Origin of the sequence: Desulfovibrio sp. 1188_IL3213, assembly GCF_036763145.1 — a bacterium.
GTDB lineage: Bacteria > Desulfobacterota > Desulfovibrionia > Desulfovibrionales > Desulfovibrionaceae > Desulfovibrio.
On record NZ_JBAIYR010000571.1, the window covers coordinates 1 to 1,219 of the forward strand.

The following is a 1,219-nucleotide window of genomic DNA, read 5'->3' on the forward strand; positions in this document are numbered from 1 at the left end:
AGGCCGGGGTAGCTTTTGACAACAGCCATCTGCATATGGCCCACGCGCTGGAGCAGCCTTTGGGCCGCTTTAGAAATCTCCCCCACGGGTTGCGTCTGGCTATTCTGCTGCCCGCTGTGGTTGGCGCATGTTACGCCGCAAAGCCCGACGTGCTGGCGCATGTGCTTGGCCCGGTAGCCCCCGGACTGCGGGGCATGCCCGAAGAAGCCGCTGAAGCGGCGCGGGCGGTGGAAAATTGGATATTCAGCCTGGGCATAACGCAAAAACTCCTGGACTTGGGAGTCCAGGAGTTCGATGTGGAAGAGTTTTGCAACTTCGTCGAGCAGACGCCTTCGCTGGGTCTTCTGCTCTCGGTGGCGCCGGTCAGCGTTTCCCGCCAGCTTGTGGCAAGAATTTATACTGAATCGTTGCGCCCCATGCGTTGAAATTGCCATCTCCTCCAGGACCGGCCTGATCTGCCGCAGTCCGGTCCATACCCAGCCCCTCCGTTTGCCGACGGCGGGGCTTTTTCTTATCACGCCCCAAGGCGGACGCCAAGCTCAAGTTTTTGCCCGGTCAGGCGCGTGTCGTAGCCGCCAAGGCCTTCAAGGCGCTTTTTGAATTCAGGTTTCTGCAGCAGGCTTTCCACGCCGACCACACGGGGGTCTTCCCTGAACGCTTCGGGAACAGCGAGATCCCAGCGTTCGCCCGCCAGGGGAACAAAGTCCAGTCCCATTGCTCTGGCCGCGGCAGCCACGCCGGGGCCGCAGTCGGCCCTTCCCATAAGCACGGCGGCTGCCACGGCAAGCTGACTTTCCACTTCATTTTCATAGCCTGGAACGTCCTGCGGCGTCATGCCGGCATGGCGCAAAAGGGCGTCAAACTGCATGCGGGTGCTTGAGCCTGCCTGGCGGTTCACGCAGCGCAGTTTCATGCTTTTTATGTCGGCCACGCTTTTGACGCCATGCGGATTGCCCGCAGGAACCACCAGGCCGACCTGACGGATAGCCAGATTGATCAGGGCAATCTTGCCCTCAGGCCAGTGCTGCCGCACAAAGGAAAAATTGAAGCCGCCCTTGTCGTCATCAGCCATGTGCAGCACCGCCAGATGGCAATGCCTGTTTTTCAAAGCCTGCACGGCGTCGGCGGCATCCGCGCCCGCGCAGACAAGGTGTATGGCGTGCGGCAGGCGCAAAAGCTCGTCGGCAAGCAGTTCCAGCGCCACGTCATCGCCTCCGGC

1 protein-coding gene and 1 pseudogene are annotated in these 1,219 nt (G+C 61.3%); one reads left to right on the plus strand and one right to left on the minus strand.

What is annotated here, in order from left to right; translation table 11 throughout:
• Positions 1-425 (plus strand): annotated as a pseudogene (locus V6C16_RS13665) (iron-containing alcohol dehydrogenase); the annotation flags it as partial.
• 89 nt (positions 426-514) lie between these two features.
• On the opposite strand, the gene V6C16_RS13670 reads toward V6C16_RS13665, so the two are convergent.
• A partial coding sequence (locus tag V6C16_RS13670; protein ID WP_333543486.1) for a substrate-binding domain-containing protein occupies positions 515-1,219 on the minus strand: 705 nt, incomplete at its 5' end.